Annotated in this window: 19 protein-coding genes and 1 other RNA gene; 13 read left to right on the top strand and 7 right to left on the bottom strand. The window is 43.2% G+C overall.

The window, feature by feature from the left end:
- The first annotated feature begins 221 nt into the window (after positions 1–221).
- From AAH944_RS13740 to AAH944_RS13730, 3 genes are all read left to right on the top strand, one after another.
- Positions 222–986: an alpha/beta hydrolase gene (locus AAH944_RS13740; protein WP_415535350.1), complete on the top strand. Its 765-nt coding sequence runs from the start codon at positions 222–224 to the stop codon at positions 984–986.
- Between the two features lie 120 nt (positions 987–1,106).
- A complete protein-coding gene (gene smpB / locus AAH944_RS13735; RefSeq protein ID WP_415537892.1) occupies positions 1,107–1,559 on the top strand; it encodes an SsrA-binding protein SmpB in 453 nt (150 codons plus the stop codon).
- Between the two features lie 22 nt (positions 1,560–1,581).
- A complete protein-coding gene (locus AAH944_RS13730; protein ID WP_415535349.1) occupies positions 1,582–2,571 on the top strand; it encodes a DUF4003 domain-containing protein in 990 nt (329 codons plus the stop codon).
- Here AAH944_RS13730 and AAH944_RS13725 read toward each other — a convergent pair.
- Positions 2,568–4,007: a PIG-L deacetylase family protein gene (locus AAH944_RS13725; protein WP_415535348.1), complete on the bottom strand. Its 1,440-nt coding sequence runs from the start codon at positions 4,005–4,007 to the stop codon at positions 2,568–2,570. The genes AAH944_RS13730 and AAH944_RS13725 overlap by 4 nt on opposite strands.
- A 456-nt stretch (positions 4,008–4,463) precedes the next feature.
- On the opposite strand from AAH944_RS13725, the gene ssrA reads away from it, so the two are divergent.
- Positions 4,464–4,816, top strand: a transfer-messenger RNA (tmRNA) gene (gene ssrA / locus AAH944_RS13720).
- 286 nt (positions 4,817–5,102) lie between these two features.
- Here the strand turns inward: ssrA and AAH944_RS13715 are convergent.
- The 3 genes from AAH944_RS13715 to AAH944_RS13705 all read right to left on the bottom strand — a co-directional run bounded on the left by AAH944_RS13715 (position 5,103) and on the right by AAH944_RS13705 (position 7,172).
- Complete coding sequence (locus AAH944_RS13715) at positions 5,103–5,933, bottom strand: hypothetical protein (RefSeq protein WP_415535347.1); 831 nt, start codon at positions 5,931–5,933, stop codon at positions 5,103–5,105.
- Positions 5,934–5,965: 32 nt separating this feature from the next.
- Positions 5,966–6,562 carry a hypothetical protein gene (locus AAH944_RS13710; protein ID WP_415535346.1) on the bottom strand — a complete coding sequence of 199 codons (597 nt, stop codon included), beginning with the start codon at positions 6,560–6,562 and terminating at the stop codon, positions 5,966–5,968.
- Positions 6,563–6,680: 118 nt separating this feature from the next.
- A complete protein-coding gene (locus AAH944_RS13705) occupies positions 6,681–7,172 on the bottom strand; it encodes a hypothetical protein (protein ID WP_415535345.1) in 492 nt (163 codons plus the stop codon).
- Between the two features lie 161 nt (positions 7,173–7,333).
- Between AAH944_RS13705 and AAH944_RS13700 the strand changes: the two genes are divergently transcribed.
- The gene (locus tag AAH944_RS13700; RefSeq protein WP_415535344.1) at positions 7,334–7,477 is read left to right on the top strand and encodes a hypothetical protein; all 144 of its coding nucleotides are present in this window, start codon (positions 7,334–7,336) and stop codon (positions 7,475–7,477) included.
- 101 nt (positions 7,478–7,578) lie between these two features.
- Here AAH944_RS13700 and AAH944_RS13695 read toward each other — a convergent pair whose 3' ends face one another.
- Positions 7,579–7,974 (bottom strand): transposase, encoded by a 396-nt coding sequence (locus AAH944_RS13695; protein ID WP_415537890.1) that lies wholly within the window; start codon positions 7,972–7,974, stop codon positions 7,579–7,581.
- Positions 7,975–8,111: 137 nt separating this feature from the next.
- Here AAH944_RS13695 and AAH944_RS13690 point away from each other — a divergent pair, with 137 nt between their 5' ends.
- Both AAH944_RS13690 and AAH944_RS13685 read left to right on the top strand, forming a co-directional pair.
- Positions 8,112–8,675: a cell wall-binding repeat-containing protein gene (locus AAH944_RS13690; RefSeq protein ID WP_415535343.1), complete on the top strand. Its 564-nt coding sequence runs from the start codon at positions 8,112–8,114 to the stop codon at positions 8,673–8,675.
- Positions 8,676–8,852: 177 nt separating this feature from the next.
- The gene (locus AAH944_RS13685; protein ID WP_415535342.1) at positions 8,853–9,788 is read left to right on the top strand and encodes a DUF2935 domain-containing protein; all 936 of its coding nucleotides are present in this window, start codon (positions 8,853–8,855) and stop codon (positions 9,786–9,788) included.
- Between the two features lie 127 nt (positions 9,789–9,915).
- Here the strand turns inward: AAH944_RS13685 and AAH944_RS13680 are convergent, their stop codons facing one another.
- Positions 9,916–10,065 (bottom strand): hypothetical protein, encoded by a 150-nt coding sequence (locus AAH944_RS13680; protein ID WP_167967851.1) that lies wholly within the window; start codon positions 10,063–10,065, stop codon positions 9,916–9,918.
- Between the two features lie 1,118 nt (positions 10,066–11,183).
- Here AAH944_RS13680 and AAH944_RS13675 point away from each other — a divergent pair.
- On the top strand, positions 11,184–14,972 hold the full coding sequence (locus tag AAH944_RS13675) for a phosphoribosylformylglycinamidine synthase (RefSeq protein ID WP_415535341.1): 3,789 nt from the start codon (positions 11,184–11,186) through the stop codon (positions 14,970–14,972).
- Positions 14,973–15,065: 93 nt separating this feature from the next.
- Here the strand turns inward: AAH944_RS13675 and AAH944_RS13670 are convergent, their stop codons facing one another.
- The gene (locus AAH944_RS13670) at positions 15,066–15,416 is read right to left on the bottom strand and encodes a NusG domain II-containing protein (RefSeq protein WP_415535340.1); all 351 of its coding nucleotides are present in this window, start codon (positions 15,414–15,416) and stop codon (positions 15,066–15,068) included.
- A gap of 387 nt (positions 15,417–15,803) precedes the next feature.
- Between AAH944_RS13670 and fba the strand changes: the two genes are divergently transcribed.
- The 5 genes from fba (at position 15,804) to trmB (ending at position 21,658) form a co-directional block, all read left to right on the top strand.
- Positions 15,804–16,730 carry a class II fructose-1,6-bisphosphate aldolase gene (fba, locus tag AAH944_RS13665; RefSeq protein ID WP_415535339.1) on the top strand — a complete coding sequence of 309 codons (927 nt, stop codon included), beginning with the start codon at positions 15,804–15,806 and terminating at the stop codon, positions 16,728–16,730.
- Between the two features lie 173 nt (positions 16,731–16,903).
- Positions 16,904–19,024 carry an ATP-binding protein gene (locus tag AAH944_RS13660; protein WP_415535338.1) on the top strand — a complete coding sequence of 707 codons (2,121 nt, stop codon included), beginning with the start codon at positions 16,904–16,906 and terminating at the stop codon, positions 19,022–19,024.
- 9 nt (positions 19,025–19,033) lie between these two features.
- Entirely contained in the window at positions 19,034–19,399 is a 366-nt protein-coding gene (locus tag AAH944_RS13655) for a response regulator (protein ID WP_415535337.1), read from the top strand.
- Between the two features lie 214 nt (positions 19,400–19,613).
- Positions 19,614–20,978 (top strand): citrate/2-methylcitrate synthase, encoded by a 1,365-nt coding sequence (locus AAH944_RS13650; protein ID WP_415535336.1) that lies wholly within the window; start codon positions 19,614–19,616, stop codon positions 20,976–20,978.
- 44 nt (positions 20,979–21,022) lie between these two features.
- Entirely contained in the window at positions 21,023–21,658 is a 636-nt protein-coding gene (gene trmB / locus AAH944_RS13645; RefSeq protein WP_415535335.1) for a tRNA (guanosine(46)-N7)-methyltransferase TrmB, read from the top strand.
- The last annotated feature ends 36 nt before the right edge of the window (positions 21,659–21,694 follow it).

The following is a 21,694-nucleotide window of genomic DNA, read 5'->3' as shown; positions in this document are numbered from 1 at the left end:
CAATTGTTTTCAAGTGAAATATATGGAGATGCCTTTAAAGCATCTCCATTTCCATTTTTGTATGAAATTTTATTTATATTCATTTTATTTATTCTTTAATGACCATCATCGAAGCTTAATTTACCATCATACAATCAAAGACATTGCATTCGGCAAAAAAATCTGTTTAAATAAACCGATAAGGACATTATTGCCTAATGTTGGCAAGTGGAAGGTAGAACATGTTTACACGAGAAGAGCTGGTTAAACCTTTTTACTTTTTAGGCGGAAGGACGGGGGTCCTCCTGATTCACGGCTTTACGGCCTGCCCGATTGACATGAAGCCGCTTGGCGAAAGATTTAAGGATTGGGGATATACAGTTCAGGCCCCGCTTCTGCCCGGCCATGGAACTTCAGAAGAAGACTTGAAGAAGACATCCTGGCAGGATTGGGAGCGAGCTGTTGCCGAAGCAGCTGAGCAATTAAAGAAAACATGTCAGAAAGTCCTTGCCGTCGGACATTCCATGGGCGGACTGCTGGCGCTGTCTCTGGCTGCTCAGGGCAGGGTAGACGGTGCAGTCTCCATCAATGCCCCGATTATTTATGTTGATGAAAAGCTGCATCAGGCCGAAAGCTTGATCGGGAAAATAGAATATGTTGGCAAGCCGCATAAGACCAATGAGATCAGCCTGAACAGCGAGGGACTTCCACACTTTTCCTATATTCAGGTACCGGTAATATCATTTATCTCCTTGAACCAAGCCATTGAACGAATGAAAGGAAAATTACCCCAAATCAGCTGTCCGACGCTTATGGTCCAGAGCATGGCTGACGGGACAGTCCATCCGTCCAGCGGCGAATTTATTCAGAAGAGCATCGAAGACCGTTATTGCGATGCAGTTTACTGGAAAGATGAGGATCACTATCTGCCGTTGAGCGCAGCGCGGGACGAATTGGCCCGAAAAATACGGGAATTTATAGAAAAGCGTCAGCTGCTGGTCCCATAGGTCGGTTTATTGATTTTTTCTGAAAATAATCTCAAGGAAATACCCATTGCCTGAGCGGTCAACAACGGGTAATATTATTAATAGATAAAGCAGCGAGGTGGAAATAGATTGGCTGAGGGAATGAAGGTCATCGCTGAAAACAGAAAAGCCAGGCACGATTTCTTTGTCGAGGACAGTTATGAAGCCGGGATCATCTTAACGGGGACCGAGATAAAGTCAATCCGGGCCGGCCGTGTGAATCTCAAAGACAGTTATGCTGAGATTATCAAGGGTGAGGTCTGGCTGAATCAGATGCATATCAGCCCGTATGAACAAGGGAACAGGTTCAACCATGATCCGCTGCGGAAGAGAAAACTGCTGCTTAATCGCACCGAGATCATTAAGGTGGGGGATAGGGTCAAACTACAGGGAATGACCCTTGTCCCGTTAAAGATCTATCTCAAGCACGGCATGGCCAAAATTGAACTTGGGCTGTGTAAAGGCAAAAAAACTTATGACAAGCGGGATGATCTGGCCGAGCGGGATGCCAAAAGGCAAATGGAACGGGATTTAAGAGACAGAAACAAGGGTTAATTCGGGGAAGGGGGACGGGGAGATGGACAGCAATCTACGAAAAAAAGCTGAAAATCTGATCAGTATCTATCAGCAGGTTGCCAAAGATTTTCGTTGGAAAAATTCAAGCAGTATCAATACGCTGATTGCTTTGTCTTATGTAACCAAAGACAAGGCTTATGACAGGAAAGAAATCGAAAGGGTCAATGACTATATCAAAAAGAATTTGGGTTCTTTTTCGAGTTTCAGACAAAGATCCATTCTGTATTCAGCCTTGCTGCTCGTTAATTCTCCCGATCCGGAAACAAAACTGGATATCCTTCTTGCTTATGATGAGAAACTCAAAGAAAACGGGTTTCGCAGTTACACATACAGGCCGGTGACTGCCTATACACTGCTCTTGAATTGCGAACCGCGCAAAGCCGATATTCGGATTGCCAAAGCCTATGAGATTTTCACTGAAATGAGGAAACATCACCCCTGGCTGACTTCTGGTGATGATTATGCTGTCTCAATCCTGCTTGCGGCTTCGGATAAACCCGTACAGAGTATTATAGCCAAAATGGAAGAGCTGTACAAAGAACTTCATGAATGTGGTTTTAGCCGTGGAAACGGACTCCAATTCTTGTCGCACATCTTAAGTCTGAGCGAGGAGAACAGTAAGGCTAAAGCTGCAAGATGCCGCATCCTGTATGATTTCTTTGGTCAAAATAAGTTAAAAGTCTACGCCAATAACTATGGAACACTCGGTCTGCTTACCTTGCTTGAAGATAAAAGCCAGAGAGCTGCGCGGGAGGTGCTCGGAATGAGTGAAGTTCTCCGAGAAGACCGAAATATCCGCTGGTTGGGCAAGGAGACTATTTTTCTTACAGCAGCGTCGCTCGTTTCTTGCACGATGTTGGAAAGCCTCAAAAACAGCAATGATGTGATCTATACCAATGCTTTTGTGACGATTGAAGCACTCATCGCAGCTCAAAACGCAGCAATGATCGGCGCTGCGTGTGCCGCAACGGCTGCATCCAGCGGCAGCTAGCGTGTATCGATCATCCGCCAGGCAGTTTTGTCTATCAGGTGGTTATTAAAAGCGGACTCCGCATCCATAAAGACATGATCATAATGATCAAATTCAGGCTGCGAAAATATGGACTTCGGTATAACAAGCTTAAGGTATTTGCCCTGATTGGCTGCCTGGATATTTGTAATATTCATCGTGTAATCTGTCGTTGGGTCCTGCACATAGACCTCATTTCCTTTGATGGTGAGGGTCAGGTGCAAGGACTTTTCTTTATTGATAAAGACCAGATTGTAACGATATTCATTTAATTCCTTAATCATTTTTTGATCTGTTTGTATAATAAGATGCAAATTGCCTTCCTTGGAGATTTCTGCATAGACAGCTAAGATATCTCCTCCTTTGTCCACATCCAAAAGCAGTTTATCCTGAACAGGGTCCTGAATCAATATATTGCCGGCATTTGGCGTAATGTCCGAATCTATATGCATGCCGCTGATTAGTTTAGCATCTGTATACTGACCGAATAATTCGCTCGGCTTTTCAAAACAGGACATCTGGAATCCCAGTGTTTTTTGCTGCGAATGATACAGCTTGATCGCTTCGGTCTTTAATCTTATTTCCTGATCAGTTAGATCGAGTGTATACCACTTGGTGCCGGTTTTAAGCAGTTTGGCCGGTGGTGCAAGATCCCTTTTATGCTGTGAGCCGGCTTCCGGGCTAGGCCATAAACCGCGGTGAATTAGATAAAGCCACTCTTTCTGCGGAGAATAGTTCAGCACAGTCAGCGTATATTTCGTGAAAGCATTGGTAGCCCAATGATCCGGATGTTTATCATTCGGGTGCGGCATGACAATATCGGTTGGCTGAAAATCGTGAATGATCTGTGATAAATCAGCAACAACATTTTGCCCGCAATACAGGCGGTTTTTCTTAAAACTGCTGGTATAGGGTGACCGCTCTGCTTGGGTATAGGGACTGGTGTACGGACTCGTTGGATTCCAGTTGGAAGACCATAGTGAGGCAAGTCCGCCGTCAGGATAACCCAGGAAGATAATATCGCTTTCAGAAACTCCCGATGATGCCAAAGCTTTCACTGATTCCTGCTGGCGCGTATAGCCAAAATTGATATATTCTTTTGATGTAAGCTTCAGCTTTGTATAGTCTAAATGGGCTGCAACCCTATAACCATCACCATTGGTCATAAGGACCACTTTTACTTTACCTCCGTTAGCCAGCGTCTTTTTGATGAGCATACCCGCCCCCAGTGTCTCGTCATCGGGGTGCGGCGCAATAATCAGGACCCGGGAGTCCGCCCCAGGCGCGCCGATATGCTCCGGAGTTGTGTCGACCATATAGTTGGCAGCCATCTGATCCGATAGGATAAATACAAACGCGAATACAATGATCAGAGTCGAAGCAACCAGGAGAACTCTTCTTTTCAAGATCTTTTTCATAATACCTCAGTTAAGCTCAGCAAAATTTGTGTTTAAGAATTTTTGCTAGAGTGATTTTATACAAATTTATAAGTCTCTATGGTCAATTGCCACCTAATATTATACCTTAAAATAAGAGGCTTAAAATAGATGAATGATAAAAATAAAAATAAGATAAAAATATAACAAATTGAAGTGATTTTTTAAATTAAGCCTTTATCCTGTAAAAATGGTATTATTCTCAGGACGATATTTAAAATAACGCAAATAAATGCAAGTAAGACTTAAAAAATGAAGCATTCAAAAAATCAATTGTTAAGTAAAAAAATAAATTGAAATTAAAAATAAAGTTCTATAAGCCTGAATCATGCCTTTTAAGGAAGCTGTTTGTATTTTCTTAAACATTAAATAAAAATTTTCAAGTTGGTACTAGTCAAAAAGTAGAGATATGGTATAATGATATCGCTACACTTTCTCGGGGGCGTTTTAGACTCGCTCGGGGGAGCAATGGCAAGAGTTGCGTGTCGAGATCCCGCTTGACCTCGTTAAACAGCGGACAAACAATAACTGACAAAACAAATTACGCTTTAGCAGCTTAAGCTGCTACATCCTGCCTTCTGTGTCTGCGGTGAAGAGTTCAGGGTGTCAAAACAGCAGGCTATCCTGTGAGACCACCGTCTGAGGTCAATCAGGTAAACTAATCAGACTGGCTTCAAAGGAATCCCGCTTTCAGGAGTCCCGCGAAGCGAGAATTAAAATGAGAGCTACACACGTAGATGCTTTTGGTATTGTCTTTCGATACAGGGGTGCAAGTCCCCTCGCCTCCACCAAAATTTGTCTAAAAACCCGCTATTCATGCGGGTTTTAACGTTTTTCGAAGTAAATTTCAAACGGTTTTCTGACCGTTTTTTTTATTTTGAGCAGAAAATTGCAAAAAAAGAAGGCCATCAAGCCTTCATTGCTGCCACCAATTTCTTTGTTCTCACCATATTGATCGCCCTTTTCAAATTATACGCAAGAAAACTAAGCCCCAGCTCGCCTGTGGTTTTCTGACGGCAAAGGATGTGCCTAAGTTCAAATTCGCCATGGATGGCATAAGAATTTGAACTTCCTTTTTTATAAACGATAATGGGCTCCGTGGTACCATTTAACCGTTCCAAAAGGATGTTCTGAGAGGCATAAGCGCAACTTTTGGGTCGGTATGTCGTCGCGTATATGCAAAATAACCTTCTTCTTTGTTTGCCGCTCAAGAAGTTTGAAAGCATTGTAAGGAGTTTCAGAAGAAGGATACTCCTGTAATTCATTGAGGGTTTTGCCGTACATCAAAACCGGGACATAGCGAGTATTGGGGCCAAACTTTACAACCTTGTAATTCTTCCCCGAAGTGCAGCGGTTAGGACATTGCCGACAAGCCAAACGGTTCTGGTAACAAGCACTTCCCCCTTTATGGGTCCGTACTCTCGTAAAAATATAACCCATTGGGCAGGTAACCGTATCATCCTTATTACGGGTAAAACAACTGATTTGATCCTGCTCTTGCACCTCGATGTCCAGAATTGTATGCTCATAAAACTTTGGCAGTATACCGGCTTTAAGACAGCGCTGAATATCTTCAGGATTGGTGGATGCCCGATCTTCTTCCGTAATGGTGGCTTCTTCATACGCCATGAGCAGCAAACGCTCGGTCTTATCCGTCTTAAACCCCACATGGGGGATAATCCCACCCAAAATGCATTTTTTTATTTCATCCTGATCGTCATAACCTTTATCCGCGCCTACATGAATGGTTTCAGTTCCCAGTGTCTCTTTTGCTTTCTTGGCCATGCGTGCAAGGCTGTTGGGATCAGTACAGTTGTTGGTCACTTCATATTCAGCAATCAGATGACTAGTTCGATCGACTGCGGTTTGCACATTGTAACAACAGGCAAAACCATCTTTAGTTCGCATCATTCTAGCCTCAGCATCCGTGGTCAGTAATTTCAGAAAGAAATGGCTTGGTTGGATGGAATAACGGCATGAAGATTACCGTTTTCATCAAGCGTATATTGTTTTCCGTTAAAAGAGAACAATTTTGAAACGTCTATACCTAAAGAAGTTAATAGTTGGGACGTTGAAACAGTCCCTGAAATATCTTTTAACTCATTATACTGGGCGATTGACATATTACCGTTCGCTACCTGGTATAAAAAATTAAATCTGGTACAAAGCGAAGACGCTTCCTTGTTTTGTGATGAAGTATGTTTTTCGAAGAATTCTAAAGCATATTTATTGTTAGGGCTATCAAGAGGCTCATTTGCATTGACCATAGGCGAAAAGCTATTATTCATACCATTAGAGTCAAACCAGATGTTCAATGGGATTCCATCTATATTTCCAATATTCTTTATTTCGCCAGTAAAAATATTTATACTATTCGTTTGTGAATCTACAACACTTGCAACATTCGAAGAAAGAGCCATTTTGGTTAAATTATTTATTTGACCGGATTGAGTAGAATAATTCTCTTTTGCGTTTTTATCATTATTCTTTTTAATATTCCAGGTATTATTATTTGAAAAAATAGAATCAATTCGCATAAATATACACCGCCTTACTATAATTTTATCCTTTAGTATTATTTCGAATTAATTTAAAATTTACTGAAGAAGTATTTTTATATCACTTATTTTAATTTATAATTCTAAAATAAATAGGCTATTTAACTTCGCTATTAATTGTTGTCGTTTGACAAGAACCGTCTGCTTTTAGCGTAGTAACGCCAGAAACGCCATCTGGAGTAGTCCACTTTAGGCTTAGTGTAGGTGTAATCCAAGTGGTCACTTTAGCATTACAACGAGTTTCCCATCTTTGTTTAGCAATTTGACCAACTGCACCAGATACGGGATTACCTGAGTAGACATACCAGCCATTTCCATCTGCTTTAAATAATGCTACCTTAAGTCCTGTAGCTGGATAATGAGCGCTCCAATACTCAGTCATAGCTGCTACTGTTGCACCGTCAGGAATACTTGCATTAGAACTTAAATCCCAATATCCTGGTTGTCCCCATAAATTAGCTTGTCCAGCTATTACTATATTCGGGCTTGAGGCTCCTGCGTCGTACCAAGGTGAAGTTAAAGCAAAAATAGGGCATGCAATTACTAAGAGCATTGCGATTGTTAACGTAAACAACCGAAATTTTTTCATTGAAAAACCTCCACAATTCTAAGATATAAAAATACTTCCCTAATTTATTATCGTATTTTATTTGAAAAAATTTACATATTTGTTTAATAAAGTATTATTGTTACCCAGATTTTGATCTTAACTCTCTTTGAAAGAATAATGCTTTCCTTTTGTGAAAAGATATGAGTATTGCCACACATGCGGTTCCAACGTTTTTCGAAGTAAATTTCAAACGGCTTTCTGACCGTTTTTTTTATTTTGAGCAGAGAATTGCAAAAAAGAAGGCCATTAAGCCTTCATTGCTGCCACCAATTTCTTTGTTTTGAACAAAGACAAGACGAGTGTGACAAACTCATATTAACGGCATGTCCCAAAATCGACATCAAGGGTCTGTTGACAAACCTGGCTTAAAATGAAATATATATACTTAGTAAACGGGCCTTAATCGGATATTTCTCTTTAAAACAACATCTAGAATATAAAGAAGATATGGGACAGCCGGCAAGAGCGGTGCTGTCCCATATTTCACTAGTCTTTTAAGATTTAATGCCATTGCTGAAAGGAAGCATTGTTCTTGAACCTTCCAGACGCCTCGTTTTCGGGTAAACCTTAAGTTGTGACATCGTTTTTGCAAAGCAAAGTTCCCTTCACTGATCACTTGACGTTTTCGCATTACATGTCGGTAGATAGCAGTACCAATTAAAGCGTGATTGCGTTCCTGATCCTCTTGATAGAAATCCCGTCGGACCTCCTTATAACTAGCCTTTCCGGTAATGCAACGGTTTTTCAAAGGACAGCTTTTACAATCTTGTGATCTTGACACATAGTTTTTACCAACTCGATAACGCACTTTTCTTACGCCTATGTAATGTAAGTGGTACCCCAACGACCGAAGTAATTGGAGAAATAACCCGCCTTGGAGCTAAGAGAGCTTACTGCATCGGCTTCCAAGCGAATGTCGTGTCTGAGAAATTGAAAGCAGCCATCCCCAATCTTGAGGCAAAAGTGCTGCAGGGGGAAGGGCGCGCGGAGACGGCGAACCTGGTAGGAGACGAAATTGCTAATCCACATGGGGTATTCCTCATAGGTTTTGATGCTCTGGCCGACGCCGTGAGCGCCGGGCCCTACGCAGCGGCCAACGGATGGCTTATCCGCATAACGGACGGAGCCGGCGTCTATCATCCCGAAGCTTGGAGTTTACTAAAGGCTGGACTAGACGCCAATCATTTGGTTATCTTGGGCGGTACATCCAGAGTCCAGGATACAAACGGATTCCGCCGCATGTCCGGCCAGGATCGCTACGTGACCAACCAGGATTTTAACGAGAAGATGGGACTTAATACCAGCAAGGTTTACTTTGCTGACGGTTACTCTTTGGCCGCAGCTCTGATGGTTGCACCGTTGGCTGCCCAGAACAATTGCCCGATTGTTCTGGCGGAAAAGAACGATCCGAACCAAGCCAGGTTTCCCGCCGGAGTCACTAACGACGCTACTGTTATCGGCATCGGCTCGCCTGCCCGTTGACCTATGTTGATTAAATTATTGAGCATTTTAATAACCACTAAATGCTATGTTAACAGCATTTAGTGGTTTTGATTTTTGTGGATGCTGGAGACGCGAGTAGATTTCTAGAAATAATGGAATAAATGAGTTATTTTAAAAATACGTTTTAGCGTAAGAGTTAACGAAGGAGGGATTTAATTGAAAGCAATATTACTGCCTGGAGATTTTGTTCGGGAGTCCTTGGAATTACACCTGTTTTTCGGACGAATTATGAAGGAGCATTCCCTATTTCTCGAAGCTGGTTTTGTGACGAAGGATGCAGCATTTGTGCAACAAGCAGATATGTTTAAGACCCAATTTGCTGAAGTATTAAGGGAGGCTGTATTTTTGGCAAACGGGGTTGTCAGCGAAGAAACATTAAGATCAGGGGAATCAATAACAGATAAAACGCTACGAGCTGAACAAATTACTGAGGAACTATCTGGTATCACGATTGAAACAGTTATTACGAATGAAGAATTCGGACTAACCCCGAATGGCGGAGTAAATCCAGCACAACTGGAGGCACAAGTCACTGCTTTAAATCAGAAAGCCATTGGTTTGACCAATGCTTTGGTCCAGTTTAAAACCAACATACTTAACGGAATGCTTCAATGTAAATTGTTCACTTTTAATTTTCCTTTATTAATAATCCATATCCGAAGAGAAGCATTATTTTACATAAATCATTTAGAGCGATTGCAAAGGCACATGGCGGTTGATTTTATTCAGGAGGCTATTGAAGAAGAAAAGTTCTGGAACAGGCAAATGGCGGAACACGCACAGTTTATTCGTCACTTATTAGATCCGACTGAATCTGGCCTAATTGTTAAAGCAGAAGGCTTTGACAAGCAATTCAATACACTTGAACAAAAGGTGCCGGAAGCATCCCTAACTAAAACAGATATTAGCGGTTTAACACGGTCAACGATTACGGCGACCCGAGCATTTAGAGATTTCAAAGCAGCCGGTACAGAAGGGATACTAACGTGTAAGATAAAATCAATAATCATTCCACTCTTAGCAGATCATGTATTGAGAGAAGCGAATCATTACCTAAGAATATTAAACAGGTTAAAACGGGATTTACAGTGATAACACATGAGGATATTTCTAGGATTAGTTATTCTAGATCATTCCCGGATATTTCTTTTCCGCCCTTGCTCGCGCTAGAAGGGAAGAGTTCGTTAACTCTCCCCTTAATTGACATTCAAATATTCGTTTAGAAAATAACACCTAGAGCAATAAGAATTAAAATGGCGATAGCAATAATACCAACGCCAGCTCCACGACCGTCGTAGCCCATCATGGGCATGGGGTATGCCATTGTCGGGGATACTGTTCTGCAGCAGCAGCCACCTCTACCTAACATAAGAATTTCCCTCCTCTCATTTTAATTAATTTTTAATTTAGAAAACGATGCCCAATGCAATCAACAGAAGAATGATAACAACAACAATTGCGATGCCGCAAAGACAACTGCTTCTAGGAAATCCATCTACACCGCCTAAAGCGCCAATTGCCATTTAAATAGCCCCCTTCCTTGGAAAATATATCCAATTACAAGTTATGTAAAAATAATTCTGATTGGAACCTTTATAAGTTGTCCAAATGGAAAAATTGTGGACATATTATCAATGTTGGACAAGGGTGAAAAGTTGCTCATAATGGATAACATGATAGGGTCTTGATTTTAACCCAATCAAGATTGTGTTTGAATTGTAATGAGACTGAAGCATCTCTGGGTAATTGAAAGAACCAAAAGGGGCTGTTGCAACCTAAAATGGAACCTATAGATAGACCCTTTTTGTAAGTGTCCATTCTATAGGTTCCATTTTATTATGCGACAGCCCCTAATTCTATATTATAGAAAGCTAATCAATCTAGCCGTTAGATTAAAAAATTACACCTAATGCGATAAGAATCAAGATGGCAATAGCAATAATTGTAGCACCTGCTTTTCCATCCTGAAGAAAAGTTCCATAAGGCATAATTTTCACCGTCCTTTCTTAAAAGTAAAAATTGATTAGAACCTAGAAAACAATGCCTAATGCAATTAACAGAAGAATGATAACAACAACAATAGCAATTCCTTCGAATCTTTCACGTTTTTCAGGGATAAAACCTTCGTAAGCCATTTTCGCACCTCCTCTTTATGGAAATTATATCCAATATAGTTATATGTTTTGTCCATAAATTATGTTAATAATTGTCCATAAAAATCGATCAAGCTTATCATTTGAAATCAGCCTCCACCACTGCAGAACATTCTGTTTTCCCTTGACGGCCAGTCTTTTCGAATTATACTAATACTTAACGAATATATTCGACTCAATATGCGCAGCCATTCGGTATTTATGCTGCGGATCACAAAATCGACGCAGTGGGTCTACCAATAAAACAGGTATTGTGGTATGAGCTGCATGAGCGTAAAATGTACAAGACAGAAGTTAGAATTATGTTGCACACCAGAAATGGAGGTACTATATTTTGTTACAAGCTGTAAAAAGATTGTATGTCGAGAAAAAACAGGGGTTTAATATCGAAGCTCAGGGACTTTTTGCAGATCTTCGGGATAATTTAAGCATTGCAGAACTGCAGGGGGTCAGAACGATCAACCGCTATGATATTTCCGGGATTACCGATGAAGAATATAAGAAATCCCGTACGATTATTTTTGCCGAGCCTCCCCTGGATATCCTTTACGAGGAAACGCTGGACATCTCGTCAGGGGACAGGGTTTTTGCGATGGAGTATCTGCCGGGTCAGTATGATCAACGGGCGGATTCGGCAGCCCAATGTATCCAGATGCTGACCCAGAAAGAGCGTCCGCTGATTGCTTCAGCAAAAGTGATTATCCTGGAAGGAAAACTATCGGATCAGGACTTTGCAAGAATCAAACAATACTGCATCAACCCGGTCGAATCGCGGGAAGCTTCGCTGGCAAAACCGCAGAGTCTGGAATTTGAAGCGGCAGAACCGGCCGATGTTGAAATGATGGAAGGATTTATTACTAAAACACCGGAAGAAATTATTGTGATGCAGCAGCGCATGAATCTCGCCATGAGCGTCGAAGACTTGCTGTTCTGTCAGTCCTATTTCCGGGATACGGAAAAAAGAGACCCGACCATGACTGAAATTAAAACGATTGATACTTACTGGTCCGATCACTGCCGGCACACGACATTTCAGACTGAAATTGAAGAAGTCGATATTTGGGAAGGACATTTTTCCGGGCCTATCAAAACGGCTTTCGATTGCTATAAGGCTTCCAGAGCTAAGGTATATCAGGACAAGCTGCCCACGAAGGACATTTGTCTGATGGATATCGCTACAATGGGGATGAAAGAGCTCAAAATGGCAGGCCTGCTTAATGATCTGGATGAATCTGATGAAATCAATGCCTGCAGTATTGTTGTGACTGCCGAGGTGAACGGCCGGGAAGAAGAATGGCTGGTGATGTTTAAAAACGAAACGCATAATCACCCGACAGAAATCGAACCGTTTGGCGGTGCTGCCACCTGTCTGGGCGGTGCGATCCGAGACCCATTGTCAGGCCGGACCTATGTCTATCAGGCGATGCGGGTCACCGGCAGCGGCGATCCGCGGGTAAAGGTCGAAGATACTTTATCCGGTAAACTGCCTCAAAGAAAGATTACCACCGTTGCTGCAGCCGGATATAGTTCTTACGGCAATCAAATCGGACTGGCGACAGGTCAGGTCGCCGAAGTCTATGACGAAGGCTTTATCGCTAAAAGAATGGAGATCGGTGCGGTCATCGGTGCTGCTCCCAGAAAAAATGTCATCCGCAAACCTCCTGAAGAAGGTGACGTCATTGTTCTGGTTGGCGGCAGGACTGGCCGGGACGGCTGCGGCGGAGCGACGGGTTCTTCCAAAGAACATACTTTGGAATCGTTGACCAATTGCGGCGCCGAAGTCCAGAAGGGCAATCCGCCGAATGAAAGAAAGATTCAGCGGCTGTTCCGCAACCCGGAAGTCAGTACGCTTATTAAAAAATGCAACGATTTTGGCGCCGGCGGTGTCTCTGTTGCCGTGGGGGAACTGACTGACGGCCTTGATATCTGTCTGGATGCCGTGCCAAAAAAATACGAAAGCCTGGATGGCACAGAACTGGCGATTTCCGAATCCCAGGAGCGCATGGCTGTCGTCCTGGCAGCTGAGGATTGGGACAAATTCAAAAGCCTGGCAACCGAAGAAAATCTTGAAGCAACCGTTATTGCCCGGGTAACCGGCGATCATCGGCTTAAAATGTCCTGGCGGGGCAAGACGATCCTGGATCTCAGCCGTGACTTTCTGAATACCAATGGGGTCAAACAAAAGACGAAGGTTGAAGTAACGGCGCCGCTGGAGGCGCAAAATTACTTTAGCGCTATCCCCAACTCAGTGGCCCGGGAACTGCCGGATTTGCGTAAAGCCTGGAATGCTAATTTAGGCGATTTGAATGTCTGCAGTAAAAAGGGACTGATCGAGAGATTTGACAGTACGATCGGTGCGGCATCGGTACTCATGCCGTTAGGCGGAAAATACCAGCTGACCCCGGCTGAAGGTATGGTCGCCAAACTGCCGGTACTTGAAGGTGATACGACGACAGCTACGATCATGACGTATGGCTATAACCCGCAACTGGCCAAATGGAGCCCGTTTCACGGCGCTTTATATGCGGTGCTGGATGCCGTTACGAAAGCGGTGGCGATAGGCGGAGATTACCGTAAGATACGCCTTACCTTGCAGGAGTATTTCGGCAAACTCAACGACGCCGGCAAGTGGGGGCAGCCTTTCAGTGCTTTATTGGGCGCTTATTATGCTCAAAAGCAGCTGGGTATTCCTGCTATAGGCGGAAAAGACAGTATGTCGGGCAGCTTTATGGAGCTGAATGTCCCGCCCACCCTGGTCGCATTTGCCGTTTGTACCGCAGATGCCCGCAAAGTTGTATCCCAGGAATTCAAACAGGCCGGAAGCAACGTTATCCTGCTGAAACTGGCCAGGGACGAACAGGAAATCCCTGACTTTACCATGGCGGCGAAAAACTTTGTAAAAGTCTCCGACTTGATTCAGTCGGGCTGGGTGCGCTCTTCGCGCACAGTCAAAATGGGCGGGATTGCCGGTGCCGTCAGCGAGATGGCTTTCGGCAATATGATTGGTTTCCATTTCAGCAGACAAATAGAGTCTTCAGACCTGTTTCGGACAGATTATGGTTCGATTCTGTTGGAATTGGATGAGAAAGCTGACCTGCCTGCCCTGTTTGGCGATGTCGAATACGAATTACTCGGCTGCACGCAGGAGAAACCAGCAATCGCTGTCAACGGAGTTGAGTTGCTGCTGACGGATATGCTGGGCCAATGGGAAATGCCGCTGGAAAAAATCTTTCCAAGCAAGGTTGAGAATACCGGAAATACCGAAAAACCTCGGGCAGTCAGCTTTGACAAGCGCAGTACTTTCAGACCGGCGATTAAAGCAGCAAAACCACGGGTATTTATCCCTGTTTTTCCGGGGACAAACTGTGAATATGATTCTGCCAAAGCTTTCACGAAAGCCGGTGGTCTGGTCGAAACCATGGTCATTCGAAATCTCAGCGCTGCAGACATCGAAAGCTCAATCAAAGAAATGGTAAAAATCATCGATAACTCCCAGATCATCATGCTTCCAGGCGGTTTTAGCGCCGGAGACGAACCGGACGGATCGGGGAAATTTATTGCCACCTTGTTTAACAACCCACGCATCAAAGATGCCGTCATGAACCTTCTGAAACAGCGGGACGGCCTGATGCTCGGAATATGCAACGGCTTCCAGGCTTTGATCAAGCTGGGACTTGTCCCCTACGGGGAAATCAAAGAAATAAACGCAGAAGACCCTACGTTGACCTATAACAAGATCGGACGCCACATTTCTTGCATGGCCCGGACCAAGGTTGTTTCCACACTTTCCCCCTGGTTTAGCGGTGTTGAATTGGGAGAGATTCACACGATTGCAGTTTCGCACGGCGAAGGAAGATTTGTCGCGAGTCAGGAAGTCATCAGTAAGCTCATTCAGAACGGGCAGATCGCTACCCAATATGTCGATCTGAATGGAACGGTAAGTAACGATATCAAGGATAATCCGAATGGTTCCTTTGAAGCTATCGAAGGGATCACAAGCCCTGACGGACGGGTATTAGGTAAAATGGGGCATTCGGAACGGACCGGAAACTGTATTGCCGTTAACGTCCCCGGCAATAAATACCAGCAAATTTTTGAGGGTGGCATCCATTATTTCAAGTAAAAATAGAGAAAGGTCGGGAACTGCGAATTCGCAATTCCCGACCTTTTTCCAGTAATGTATGACAGTAAACTCTAAAATAATGGCGATTGACGACTAGTTCTCAGTAATATTGACGATTGCTTTATTGGGCAGACAAACAGCATAATCTCCTGGGTTTACCAGCCAGCCTGTCCGGACGCAAATCTGGTCGGGACAATTGGTTTCTTTAAATCTGATGCGGCCTTTTTCCACCAGAACAATCTCGTGGTACTTGCCCGGAAGGGTAATTTCCCGCGGTTCTTCGACTGCATTTAAATCAATACGTTCGATAAGCACGTTATTCTGTGTGATCTCGGCAAACCTGAGGTCTTTTCCATTTTGGGATTGATGGAACTTTATACTGCCTAGGCCGATGAGCACGAGTAAGATTATGATGCTAACTAGGATAATATCATGTTTCTTCATGGTATTTGCAGGTCCTCCTTGAGCACTCTCCTTATGGATGTCTGACTGAACGGAGCAAGAGAACAGAACACAACTTCTGCATTCAGACATACTATAATTGATAAAACGAAACAGTGTCAAGTAACGTCAAAAGAGAGACCAAAGGCAAATCCGTCAAAACCGATATACCGATCATTGGGAACGATACCTTTAAGCATGATAGGACATATCGATATAATGAAAATGTAGACAAATGATGTCGAAAGAATAAGTAAGTTTATAAGAACTATTGAAGTTTGCAGGCAATTAATATAAACTTAAGCCGTCACTAAAACGGTAAAAATAATTTTTCAACTGGGTAATACTATGTAAAAGCATACATATAAAAAATATCTGGAGGGAACGAATATGCCACTGGTAACTTCTGCTGAAATGTTTAAAAAAGTCTATGGGAAATGTGCTGTCGGAGCATTTAACGTTAACAATATGGAAATCATTCAAGGAATTGTTGATGCGGCGAAGGAAGAAAATGCGCCTTTGATTTTGCAGGTTTCTGCAGGTGCCCGGAAATATGCCAAACATATTTACTTAATGAAGCTGGTAGAGGCTGCAGTGGAGGATACCGGCTTGCCGATCTGCCTGCATTTGGATCACGGGGAAGACTTTGAGATTTGTAAGGCTTGTGTTGACGGCGGTTTTACTTCGGTGATGATCGATGGTTCTAAGCTGTCTTTTGCCGAAAATATTGCGGTTACCAAAAAGGTTGTAGAGTACGCCCATGCGAGAGGCGTCGTCGTGGAAGCCGAATTAGGCAGACTCGCAGGCATCGAAGATGCAGTAAATGTCAGTGCGAAGGACAGCAGCTATACGGATCCGGAGCAGGCCGCCGAATTTGTTCATAAAACTGGTTGTGATTCGCTGGCTGTTGCGATTGGCACCAGTCACGGAGCGTATAAGTTCAAGGGAGAAGCCATGCTTGATTTCGAGCGTCTTGAAAAGATAGCTTCACTGCTTCCCGGCTTCCCATTGGTTTTACACGGCGCGTCTACGGTACTGCCGGAATTTGTGGCAAAATGCAACGAATACGGAGGAGATATCAAGGGAGCGCAGGGTGTCCCCGAAGATATGCTTCGCAAGGCCGGGACCATGGGCGTATGCAAAATCAATATTGATACCGATCTGCGCCTTGCCATGACGGCTTCAATCCGTGAGTATTTGGCAAACAGCCCTGCTGATTTTGACCCCCGCCAGTATCTCAAACCAGCCAGAGAAGCCATCAAAAATATGGTTAAGCATAAGATTGCAAATGTCTTAAACTGCAGCAATCAGCTCTAAGCATAGCATACTGTACGGAACGAGCAGACAGAACATGATGCTTGGGCCTGAAATATGAAACATGTAAAAAAGTAGACACTTAAAGTCTGCTTTTTTCGATTAATGAAAAAGGTATTTTGTAGATTTGTGTAGAATTTTCTCATTGAATAAATCTATATAAGTAGGGATATTAATTGAAAAATAATCGGGGAAGACTGGTAAGGACGGTTAACGTTCTTATTCTTGCGCTGCTGCTATTAACACAAATTCTCTTGATCAGGTCCTGGTATAATAAGACCCTTGATGATATCGGCATCAACGCGATGACCATTTCTCGGGTTGTCGCTGACAGTATTAATATTGCTGAATATGAAAGGTTGCTTGCGGGGAAGGAGCCTAATGATTATTTTAGAGAGATGCAGGCATATTTTAAGCGTATTCAAGCTGAAACCGGAGTGAAGTATGTTTATGTCGAGCATCAAATATCACCCAGCCAAATTGAATACATTTTCGATTCGGAGGGGGATTCTTTAGGTGAGACTGATGAACTGTCTACACCGGCAGCACATACGAATACCAAAGCTTTTCACACGCGAGCTCAGACTTCAACGCTTTGGGGTACTTTGATTACCGGCTATGCACCATTGGTTAATGCCGAGGGTCAGGTCATAGGCGCAGTCGGAACAGATGTAGATATCCAATATATTTATCAGGAGCTGGCCAAACGCGTCGGACAGATCATTCTTTATGCAGCAGCCATGGTCATTCTCTTCGGCTTGCTTATTTACTTCACGCTCAGTGAAGAAATACGAAGACGCCGCGTCGTCGAAAAAAATCTTAAGCGCACTATGCAGTCTGTGAAAAATCTGCTCAATAATGCCGGGCAGGGCTTTCTGTCTTTTGGGTCAGACCTGTGTATTGAACCTGAATATAGTGTCGAATGCCAGAGACTATTGGGTCCTGACTTAGCTAAGCGTAACTTTCCGGACTTAATTTATCCGGAGGATCAGGAACAAAGAGACTTTATGAGCAAAGTTCTTCTGGAATGTTTTCAGGAGAATGACCCGGCGCGCAGGGAGGTATTCCTTTCTTTTCTGCCGGATGCAATATTCTTGAATAACGATTATATAAAAATTGAATACAAGTTTATCGCGGCTAAGTATCAGGAAGAAACACAAGCTTTAATGGTTATCTTAACGGATGCCACGGAAAAACGCGCTTTGCAGGAACAAATGGAAAATGAGCGCAAAACACTTAAAATGATTGTTAAGGCTGTTATCAGCCGTAATGACCTTTTGGAGCTTATTTCAGATTACCAGCGTTTTTGCCAGGTGACCGTACCGCAGCTGCTTATTTGCAAAGAACCGCTTCAGCAGGTAATTATCGATGTCAAACGGAGGATTCATACCTTTAAAGGGGAATTCGGCCAGTTTGAGATGATGCATATGGTTCGTTCTCTTCACCATCTTGAAGAAGAGATCAAATCCTTTGAACAAAGGGATTCAGCAACCAGTGCCGGTTTAGGCATGCTCCTGCAAAATTTGAATCTTGAACGTGTTCTGAATGAAGGTTTCCGTATTCTGCAGTCAACCTTAGGGGAGAATTTTATTGCCACAGATAAAACCATTGAGATTCCGGAAGCAAAACTGGTTGAATTGGAAGATCAAATAGCGACGCTTATTCCATCGCAGGAGGCCAATATTTTGATCACCAAAATCAGGCAGTTGCGTTACCGCCCGTTCAAAAAGCTTTTAGCTGCTTACCCGAATACAGTAGAAGACTTAGCTCAGGGCTTGGAGAAATCGTTGTATCCTCTTGAACTAGAAGGCGGAGAGTTCCCTGTAGATACAAAAAGGTACCGGGCCTTTACCAAATCGCTGGTTCATATTTTTACGAACTGCGTAGATCATGGCATTGAAGATAGGGAAGACAGAATCAAAGCCGGAAAAGAAGAAAAGGGCCGCGTTGTCTGCGAGATGAAATTAGTCCAAGATCAAATCTTATTAAAGATCGCTGATGACGGCAAAGGCTTAGACCTGGAAGGAATCAAACAAAAGGCACTCGAGCTTGGGACATTTACCGCAGAACAACTGGCAGAGCTGGAAGATAAAGATATTATTCCGCTTATTTTTGAAGACGGGCTTTCCAGCAAAGACAGTGCATCGATGATTTCGGGACGCGGCATCGGCATGGCGATCGTTAAACAAGAACTTGAAAAAATAGGCGGTCATTTGGACATTGTTACAAGCCCTGATACCGGAACAGAATTCAATTTTCTGCTGCCTATGGAAACTGGCGCTCATAGTTACAACTGAGGAGGAAAAATGGCTAGGGTATTAATCGTTGATGACTCTGCAATTATGAGGAGAAATTTAGCTGCCATCATGGGGAGAGGCGGGCACGAAGTCATAGGTGAAGCGCTCAATGGCATGCAGGCCCTGGCTGAATATGGGAATTTGCATCCGGATATTGTAACCATGGATATTACGATGCCTCTGTCCGACGGCATCGAGGCGCTTGGTAAATTGCTCGGCAGGTACCCTGATGCCAGGGTGGTCATGATAAGCGCAATTAACCAAAAAGACAGGGTCTTCGAGGCAATTAAATTGGGCGCCAAGAATTACATTATTAAACCTTTTGAGGAAGACAAGGTAATCAATATTATAAACCAGGTCCTGGGTTTAAGATAATAGTTATCCGTGTGAATCAAAAATGATGTAAGGCCGACGAAGAGAGGGGGTTCTTTCTTTGTTGGCCTTCTTGTTAGGGTAATATAAATGATATTTACAACAAACAACCCGGATAGTATAATAAAGTTGTTTGAAAAACGGCAATATCATGTTTTAAGGATAATCAATCAAATAGGGTAAATGAGACAGGATTAACTAAGAATCGGAGGAGAAAATGACAAGCAATAAAAAGGAAACAATTGATTCTTTTACACATAAGTACAGCAAGATCTGTCAGGAAAACAGCTGGATTGATCCAAGCCTCTATAATGCGTATGGCGTAAAACGCGGCTTAAGAGATAAGAACGGGGAAGGGGTACTTGCCGGGTTAACCAATATCTCTTTAATCAAGTCTCATGACGAAATTGATGGAAAGCGGATTCCCTGTGACGGAAAACTTCTTTACCGGGGATACAATATCACCGATTTGGTCAAAGGATTTGCCCATAATCAGCAATATGGCTTTGAAGAAATAACGTATCTGCTTCTGTTTGGATCACTGCCTAATGAAGAGCAATTAGCCCACTTTAAAGACATTTTAGTGGAAAGCAGAAATCTTCCTAAAAATTTTGTGCGTGATGTCATTATGAAAGCACCGAGCAGAGACATCATGAATTCTCTGACAAAGAGTGTTCTTACCCTGGCATCCTATGATGAGACCATAGACGATGTGTCTTTAGATAATGTTTTGCGGCAATGTCTGATGCTGATTAGCATTTTTCCGATGCTGTGCGTGTACGGGTATCATGCCTACAATCATTATGAATGCAACGAAAGCTTTTATATCCATAGACCTGATGACCAGCTCTCCACAGCTCAAAATATCCTGAAAATGTTAAGACCGGATAAACAATTTACGGAACTTGAAGCCAAGGTGCTGGATATTGCCCTTGTACTGCATATGGAACACGGCGGGGGAAATAATTCCACGTTTACGACCAGAGTCGTTTCTTCTTCCGGTTCGGATACGTATTCCGTCATTGCGGCGGCCTTATCCTCTCTGAAAGGGCCAAAACATGGCGGAGCAAATATTAAAGTTGTCGAGATGGTGGCGGATATCAAATCCCACGTAGCTAACCCTAAGGATGAAGAAGAGGTCAAAAGCTATTTAACGAAGATTTTGAACAAGAAAGTGTTTGACCGGAGAGGTCTTATCTATGGGATGGGCCATGCTGTCTATTCCATTTCCGACCCGAGGGCCCAAATCTTTAAAGGTTTTGTCGAGAAACTGGCAGATGACAGAGGCCGAAGAAGTGATTTTGAATTATATGCGATGATTGAGAGGCTCGCTCCTCGGGTCATCGCTGAGGAACGGAAAATCTATAAAGGTGTCAGTGCCAATGTGGATTTTTACAGCGGCTTTGTTTACAGTATGCTGGATATTCCGCTGGAACTGTATACGCCGCTGTTTGCGATGGCCAGAATTGTCGGGTGGAGTGCCCACCGTTTGGAAGAACTGGTCAATGCAGACAAAATCATCAGACCGGCCTATGAAAGTCCCCTTATGGATAAGGATTATAGGGTAATGCAGGAACGGTAAGACCTCTATTCGATTGATAAGCATTGGAAGGAGACAGTGTATAATTGCGGCTTAGGAGAAAACGGAGTGCAAAGCTCGAACTGGATAAAGACACCAAGACCATTTTAGCCCCTGCGGAATGCAAAGGGAAGTGGAATGAAGTATTCGACAATAATGATCCGGTTCATTTGGAACTGGGCTGCGGCCGGGGGGATTTTATCACATCGCTTGCAGTCAAAACTGAAAATATTAATTATATTGCCATTGATTCCTACCCGGAAGTACTGGTTTGCGTGTTAAGGAAACTCAATCAAAGCAAGCTGCCTAACGTCAGGCTGGTTTCCATGCGTATTGAAGATACCGACAGTATTTTCGGACAGGATGAAATTGATAAAATCTATATCAATTTCTGTAATCCATGGCCCAGCAAGCGACACCATAAGCGCAGACTGACACATCCGAACTTTCTGAGGAAGTACCAGACCTTTGTAAAGAAAGGATCGGAGGTTTGGTTCAAAACGGACGATGAAGGGCTTTTTGAAGATAGCCTGCAGTATTTTCAGGAGACCGGTTTTCAGGAATTATACCGGACATATGATTTGCATCAAAGTGGTTTTAAAGAAAATATCATGACCGAATACGAAGCAAAATTTACAGGTCAGGGGATCAAGATTAAGTTTGCCGTGTTTAAGTATGAATAAATAGAATTTGCACCTATTTCTGGGAGAATGGACGGA

The organism is Dehalobacter sp. CP (assembly GCF_047652685.1).
Taxonomy (GTDB): Bacteria; Bacillota; Desulfitobacteriia; order Desulfitobacteriales; family Syntrophobotulaceae; genus Dehalobacter.
The sequence above is the reverse complement of the archived record's forward strand: the minus strand, read 5'-3'. Positions and strand labels throughout refer to the sequence as shown.

Excerpts from the sequence above, each read along its gene's own strand:
- AAH944_RS13740 (WP_415535350.1), top strand. The coding sequence starts at position 222 with ATGTTTACACGAGAAGAGCTGGTTAAACCTTTTTACTTTTTAGGCGGA.
- smpB (WP_415537892.1), top strand. The coding sequence starts at position 1,107 with ATGAAGGTCATCGCTGAAAACAGAAAAGCCAGGCACGATTTCTTTGTC.
- AAH944_RS13730 (WP_415535349.1), top strand. The coding sequence starts at position 1,582 with ATGGACAGCAATCTACGAAAAAAAGCTGAAAATCTGATCAGTATCTAT.
- AAH944_RS13725 (WP_415535348.1), bottom strand. The coding sequence starts at position 4,007 with ATGAAAAAGATCTTGAAAAGAAGAGTTCTCCTGGTTGCTTCGACTCTG.
- AAH944_RS13715 (WP_415535347.1), bottom strand. The coding sequence starts at position 5,933 with ATGCGAACTAAAGATGGTTTTGCCTGTTGTTACAATGTGCAAACCGCA.
- AAH944_RS13710 (WP_415535346.1), bottom strand. The coding sequence starts at position 6,562 with ATGCGAATTGATTCTATTTTTTCAAATAATAATACCTGGAATATTAAA.
- AAH944_RS13705 (WP_415535345.1), bottom strand. The coding sequence starts at position 7,172 with ATGAAAAAATTTCGGTTGTTTACGTTAACAATCGCAATGCTCTTAGTA.
- AAH944_RS13700 (WP_415535344.1), top strand. The coding sequence starts at position 7,334 with ATGAGTATTGCCACACATGCGGTTCCAACGTTTTTCGAAGTAAATTTC.
- AAH944_RS13680 (WP_167967851.1), bottom strand. The coding sequence starts at position 10,065 with ATGTTAGGTAGAGGTGGCTGCTGCTGCAGAACAGTATCCCCGACAATG.
- AAH944_RS13670 (WP_415535340.1), bottom strand. The coding sequence starts at position 15,416 with ATGAAGAAACATGATATTATCCTAGTTAGCATCATAATCTTACTCGTG.
- fba (WP_415535339.1), top strand. The coding sequence starts at position 15,804 with ATGCCACTGGTAACTTCTGCTGAAATGTTTAAAAAAGTCTATGGGAAA.
- AAH944_RS13655 (WP_415535337.1), top strand. The coding sequence starts at position 19,034 with ATGGCTAGGGTATTAATCGTTGATGACTCTGCAATTATGAGGAGAAAT.
- AAH944_RS13650 (WP_415535336.1), top strand. The coding sequence starts at position 19,614 with ATGACAAGCAATAAAAAGGAAACAATTGATTCTTTTACACATAAGTAC.